General features: G+C 55.2%; 6 protein-coding genes and 1 pseudogene. All 7 read left to right on the top strand.

Translation table 11 applies throughout. From position 1 onward, the window contains the following. Positions 1-278: 278 nt before the first annotated feature. Positions 279-644, top strand: coding sequence for an NADH-quinone oxidoreductase subunit A (locus ACXJ5O_RS16870; RefSeq protein WP_112530887.1), 366 nt, complete (start codon positions 279-281; stop codon positions 642-644). Further along, the gene (locus ACXJ5O_RS16865; protein WP_112530888.1) at positions 635-1,216 is read left to right on the top strand and encodes a NuoB/complex I 20 kDa subunit family protein; all 582 of its coding nucleotides are present in this window, start codon (positions 635-637) and stop codon (positions 1,214-1,216) included. The genes ACXJ5O_RS16870 and ACXJ5O_RS16865 overlap by 10 nt, the downstream gene beginning before the upstream one ends. A gap of 9 nt (positions 1,217-1,225) precedes the next feature. Next, positions 1,226-1,834 (top strand): NADH-quinone oxidoreductase subunit C, encoded by a 609-nt coding sequence (locus ACXJ5O_RS16860; RefSeq protein ID WP_457300892.1) that lies wholly within the window; start codon positions 1,226-1,228, stop codon positions 1,832-1,834. Positions 1,835-1,876: 42 nt separating this feature from the next. Beyond that, the gene (locus ACXJ5O_RS16855) at positions 1,877-3,067 is read left to right on the top strand and encodes an NADH-quinone oxidoreductase subunit D (protein ID WP_457300891.1); all 1,191 of its coding nucleotides are present in this window, start codon (positions 1,877-1,879) and stop codon (positions 3,065-3,067) included. Then, positions 3,067-4,239, top strand: coding sequence for an NADH-quinone oxidoreductase subunit E (locus tag ACXJ5O_RS16850; protein WP_457300890.1), 1,173 nt, complete (start codon positions 3,067-3,069; stop codon positions 4,237-4,239). Before ACXJ5O_RS16855 ends, ACXJ5O_RS16850 begins: the two co-directional genes overlap by 1 nt. A 65-nt stretch (positions 4,240-4,304) precedes the next feature. Continuing rightward, a complete protein-coding gene (gene nuoF / locus ACXJ5O_RS16845) occupies positions 4,305-5,606 on the top strand; it encodes an NADH-quinone oxidoreductase subunit NuoF (protein WP_457300889.1) in 1,302 nt (433 codons plus the stop codon). A 10-nt stretch (positions 5,607-5,616) separates the two neighbouring features. Continuing rightward, positions 5,617-5,906 (top strand): annotated as a pseudogene (locus tag ACXJ5O_RS16840) (hypothetical protein); the annotation flags it as partial.

Raw genomic sequence — 5,906 nt, 5'->3', positions numbered from 1 at the left:
ATATCGTTCTAAAGAGCAAATCGACGCGATTTTGAGGCGTAATATGGGAGAAAACGCTATATTTTGGCAGTTTGCAGACAAATCAGGTAACCGATGAAGTCAATATACAGGCGTTGTCACGATTTTTGTTGCACTTGCGCGCATGGCACTAACGCGCTAACCCTCGCCCTATCACACCCTCTTCAAGAATGGTGTGATCTGTCGCGTATTTGTGGCAGTCATGTGCATAACATGGCATTCTTGTCAGCCTGAGTTCACAAGGCGGAAAAATACGGATCATGAACGAGTTGTTAAGTTCCTACCTGCCCATCGTTATCTTTATCGGGGTAGCGCTGGTAATCGGTCTGGCACTGTTGGTTGCGCCTTTTCTGGTCGCATATAGTGCGCCGGACCCCGAGAAATTGTCAGCCTATGAGTGCGGCTTTAACGCCTTCGACGACGCTCGTATGAAGTTCGACGTACGCTTTTATCTCGTTTCGATCTTGTTCATTATCTTCGACCTGGAAGTGGCTTTCCTGTTCCCGTGGGCGATCTCCTTCGGCAAGATTGGCTGGTTCGGTTTCTGGTCGATGATGGCCTTCTTGGGTGTCCTGACGATCGGCTTTATTTATGAGTGGAAAAAGGGAGCGCTGGAATGGGATTGACCGACAGCAACACTACCCTCGTAGCACCACAACCAAAGGGTATTCTTGATCCGAACACCGGCAAGCCGGTTGGTTCCGACGATGCTTTCTTCGGCGAGATCAACAATGAGCTCGCCGACAAGGGATTTCTCGTCACCTCGGCGGATGCACTGGTTACCTGGGCGCGTACTGGATCGCTGATGTGGATGACTTTCGGCCTCGCATGCTGCGCCGTTGAAATGATGCACACCTCCATGCCACGCTATGATGCTGAGCGTTTTGGTTTTGCGCCGCGCGCTTCACCGCGTCAATCGGACGTGATGATCGTTGCCGGCACGCTGACCAACAAGATGGCACCGGCATTGCGCAAGGTATATGACCAGATGCCCGAGCCGCGTTATGTGATTTCTATGGGTTCTTGCGCCAATGGCGGCGGCTATTACCACTATTCGTATTCTGTGGTGCGGGGCTGCGATCGCGTCGTTCCCGTCGACATCTACGTGCCGGGTTGCCCGCCTACTGCAGAAGCGCTTCTGTATGGCGTGTTAATGTTGCAAAAGAAAATTCGCCGCACCGGCACGATAGAGCGATAGGACACGGCGATGGCTGAAGAAGCATTGAGTGAACTTGGCAACTATCTCAAAGACAGGGCGGGTCTCTCCCTCAAATCAGTCGAGCTGGCCTATGGCGAACTGACTGTTGAGGTCGAGGTCAGCGAACTCAACGCGACACTGACTTTCCTGCGTGATGATGCCCAGTGCCAGTTCATCTCGCTGATCGACATCAGTGGCGTCGACTATCCATCGCGCGCCGCGCGGTTCGATGTCGTCTATCACCTGCTTTCGCCGCGTCAGAACTTGCGCATACGCGTCAAGGTAGCGACCGACGAGGATACGCCAGTACCATCGGCGACGCCGGTTTATCTGGGTGCGGACTGGTACGAGCGTGAGACCTACGATCTTTACGGCGTATTGTTCTCGGGTCACCCGGACCTTCGCCGTATCCTCACAGATTATGGTTTCGAAGGTCATCCGTTGCGTAAAGACTTTCCGCTTACCGGCTTCGTTGAGGTTCGTTATGACGATGAGGTCAAACGCGTCGTCTATGAACCGGTCGAACTGAGGCAGGAGTTTCGCAATTTTGACTTCCAGTCCCCTTGGGAAGGCACTGACTATGTGCTCCCGGGCGATGAGAAGGCGAAGACAAATTGAACGTGCCGATTACATTAGACGCAGCACACCGGGAATTTACCCATGACTGAACACAGCGTCCGCAACTTCAACATCAACTTCGGCCCGCAACATCCGGCCGCACATGGCGTTTTGCGGCTTGTGCTTGAACTGGATGGTGAGGTGGTCGAGCGCGTTGATCCACATATCGGCTTGCTTCATCGCGGCACCGAAAAGTTGATGGAAGCCAAGACTTATCTGCAAGCCGTGCCCTATCTTGACCGCCTCGACTATGTCGCGCCGATGAACCAGGAGCACGCTTATGCGCTAGCGGTCGAGCGCCTGCTCGAGATTGAAGTGCCAAAGCGCGGCCAGCTCATACGGGTTCTGTTTTCGGAAATCGGGCGCATCCTGTCGCATCTTTTGAACGTGACGACGCAGGCCCTAGACGTTGGCGCGCTGACACCGCCGCTGTGGGGCTTCGAGGAACGCGAGAAGCTGATGGTATTCTATGAGCGTGCTTGTGGCGCTCGTATGCACGCAGCTTATTTCCGTCCGGGCGGCGTTCATCAGGACCTGCCGGATCAGTTGATCGAGGACATCGGCAAATGGTGTGATCCATTTCTGCAGACCGTCAAGAATCTCGATGATCTGATTACGCCGAACCGCATTTTCAAGCAGCGTAACGTCGATATCGGCGTCGTGAAGCTGGACGATGCGTGGGCTTGGGGCTTCTCCGGCGTTATGGTTCGTGGTTCCGGTGCTGCATGGGATTTGCGCAAGTCGCAGCCCTATGAGTGCTACTCGGAAATGGAATTCGACATTCCGATCGGCAAGAATGGCGATTGCTATGATCGCTATCTGATCCGCATGGAAGAGATGCGCCAGTCCGTTCGCATCATGCGCCAATGCGTAGAGCAGTTGCTTGGCAAGGAGCGGATAGGACCCGTTTCCAATACCTCCGCCAAGATCGTGCCGCCAAAACGCAGCGAAATGAAGCGCTCGATGGAATCCTTGATCCATCACTTCAAGCTCTACACAGAAGGCTATCACGTGCCGGCAGGTGAAGTGTATGCCGCTGTCGAAGCGCCTAAGGGCGAGTTCGGCGTATTCCTCGTTTCGGATGGTTCCAACAAGCCTTATCGCGTCAAACTACGCGCGCCAGGTTTTGCCCATCTTCAGGCCATGGATTTCATGTGCCGTGGCCACATGCTAGCCGACGTTTCCGCCGTCCTCGGCTCGCTCGATATCGTATTTGGTGAGGTTGATCGTTAATGTCCGTCCGCCGTCTCGCAGAAGATAACGTCCAACCAGCAGCGTTCGCGTTTAATCGCGAAAACAGCGCTTGGGCAAAGCTTGCAATCAAGAAATATCCAAAAGGCCGTGAACAGTCGGCAGTCATTCCGCTGTTGATGCGCGCGCAGGAACAGGATGGCTGGGTTACCAAGGCGGCGATTGAACATGTCGCGACCATGCTCGATATGCCCCTGATCCGGGTGCTTGAAGTTGCGACGTTCTATACGCAGTTCCAGTTGAAGCCAGTGGGCACCCGCGCTCATATCCAGGTATGTGGCACGACGCCCTGCATGTTGCGTGGCTCGGAAGATCTTAAAAAGGTCTGCCAGCACAAGATCCATCATGACCAGTTTCAGCTGAACGAATCCGGCACCCTGTCCTGGGAAGAGGTCGAATGCCTCGGCGCCTGCGTCAACGCCCCGATGATCATGGTGTTCAAGGATACTTACGAGGATCTGACACCGGAACGGCTCGAGGAAATCATCGATGCGTTCGATGCCGGGAAGGGCGATTCCATACCAGTAGGGCCGCAAATCAAGCGTATTTTCTCTGCACCGCAGACTGGCCTGACTTCGCTTAATGGCGATGAAAAACCCAAGCGTGCGAAAGCTGCCAATTCGGACAAGGCGAGTGTGCCGCCGTCAAATGCTGGTAAACCTGTTACGCATGATGAAGTAACCAATGCCGCGATCAGATCACCATCCAAGGTGAAGACGACCAAAGCAGCGGAAGAGGCGACTTCGAAGCCAGCTGCTGCTGCTGCGGCACCCGCCGCGCGGACAATCAAGAATCCCCCATTGGCCGAAGGCTCACTTGCGGAAAAACCTTCTGTGCAGACGATCAAGGCTCCTGCGAAGGTTGTTTCGCTGGGGGACAAGGATCGTCCTGCCGGTATCGAAAAACCTGCGCTTGTCGATGATCTCAAGATGATCTCCGGCGTCGGTCCGAGGTTCGAAATCCTCCTGCACGAGCTTGGCATCTATACATTCGCGCAGGTTGCAGCGTGGAAGAAAGCCGAGCGCGACTGGGTCGACAGCTATATGAAGTTCGGTGGCCGCATTGAGCGAGACGACTGGGTCAAGCAAGCCAAGGCCTTGGCCAAGGGCGGCGAAGCCGAGTACATCAAGGTTTTCGGCAAGAAGCCGAGATAAAATGGATTGGCGGATGCAGACTTCGCATCCGTATGAATGGACGAAGAGAGTAGGACCGGTGCGAAATGCTTGCTGATAAGGACCGCATCTTCAATAATATTTACGGCATTCACGACAAGTCGTTGAAGGGCGTGATGTCGCGTGGCCATTGGGATGGCACTGCGCGCATCATTGCCAAGGGTCGTGATTGGATTATTAACGAGATGAAGGCCTCGGGCCTGCGCGGGCGCGGTGGCGCCGGCTTTCCGACCGGTCTGAAATGGTCGTTCATGCCAAAGGAAAGCGACGGTCGCCCGCACTACCTCGTCATCAATGCCGACGAATCCGAGCCAGGCACCTGCAAGGACCGCGATATCATGCGGCACGACCCGCATACATTGATCGAAGGCTGCCTGATTGCCGGTTTCGCCATGGCTGCCCATACCTGCTACATTTACGTGCGCGGCGAGTATATTCGCGAGCGTGAAGCTCTGCAGATTGCTATCGACGAATGCTACGATGCGGGTCTTATCGGTAAAAACAACAAGAATGGCTGGGACTACGATATTTTCGTACATCATGGCGCTGGCGCTTATATTTGCGGCGAAGAAACTGCGCTGCTCGAAAGCCTTGAAGGCAAGAAGGGTCAGCCGCGCCTGAAGCCGCCTTTCCCGGCCAATATGGGTCTTTATGGTTGCCCGACCACAGTAAACAATGTCGAGTCCATTGCAGTGGCTCCGACGATCCTGCGTCGCGGTGCGGCATGGTTCTCCAGCATTGGTCGTCCGAACAATGTCGGCACCAAGCTGTTCATGGTGTCCGGACACGTCAACAATCCCTGCACAGTCGAAGAAGCCATGGGCATTCCCTTCCGTGAGCTGATCGAGAAGCATGCAGGCGGCATTCGCGGCGGCTGGGACAATCTGCTGGCCGTTATTCCGGGCGGTGCATCCTGCCCCGTGGTAACGGCGGCAGACATCATAGACTGCCCGATGGACTTCGACGGACTGCGCAACGTCAAATCGTCGTTCGGCACAGCCGCTGTCATCGTCATGGATAAATCGACCGATATTGTCCGCGCGATTGCGCGCCTGTCCTACTTCTTCAAGCATGAGAGCTGTGGCCAGTGCACGCCATGCCGTGAAGGAACTGGCTGGATGTGGCGCGTGATGGAACGCATGGTTACGGGCAACGCTCAGAAACGTGAAATCGACATGCTGCTTGACGTTACCAAGCAGATCGAAGGTCACACGATCTGCGCTCTTGGTGATGCTGCTGCATGGCCCATCCAGGGTCTCATCCGCAATTTCCGTCCGGAGATCGAACGCCGAATCGATGAATTTTCACGCAACGCTGCCGCGAGCCCAGTGCTTGTCGCTGCGGAATAGGTGAAGGACGATGTCAGATACCGGAACAACCAAGAACTCCAGCGCCGATTGGGCGGCACTAGTGCCAAAGCATGTGCTGCCCGCCGCGAATTTGCTGACACCACAGCTTGGAGCAGCGGCAGCGGCTTCTGCGCTTGGCTTTGGTGTCGCCAGCCAGATATGGGGTTTCTGGGCCGGTGCAATGGCAAGTGCATTCGATATGAATACAAGGTTCAACTCTGTACCCGGCCAATCGCGTCTAGCCGAGCCGCAACCTTCGCCTGATATAGATGCGCTGAAGACGATCATCCGCAAGAAAGC

This window comes from Phyllobacterium sp. P5_D12, from assembly GCF_054049495.1.
This window is presented reverse-complemented; position numbering and strand designations above follow the sequence as displayed.

Excerpts from the sequence above, each read along its gene's own strand:
- ACXJ5O_RS16870 (WP_112530887.1), top strand. The coding sequence starts at position 279 with ATGAACGAGTTGTTAAGTTCCTACCTGCCCATCGTTATCTTTATCGGG.
- ACXJ5O_RS16865 (WP_112530888.1), top strand. The coding sequence starts at position 635 with ATGGGATTGACCGACAGCAACACTACCCTCGTAGCACCACAACCAAAG.
- ACXJ5O_RS16860 (WP_457300892.1), top strand. The coding sequence starts at position 1,226 with ATGGCTGAAGAAGCATTGAGTGAACTTGGCAACTATCTCAAAGACAGG.
- ACXJ5O_RS16855 (WP_457300891.1), top strand. The coding sequence starts at position 1,877 with ATGACTGAACACAGCGTCCGCAACTTCAACATCAACTTCGGCCCGCAA.
- ACXJ5O_RS16850 (WP_457300890.1), top strand. The coding sequence starts at position 3,067 with ATGTCCGTCCGCCGTCTCGCAGAAGATAACGTCCAACCAGCAGCGTTC.
- nuoF (WP_457300889.1), top strand. The coding sequence starts at position 4,305 with ATGCTTGCTGATAAGGACCGCATCTTCAATAATATTTACGGCATTCAC.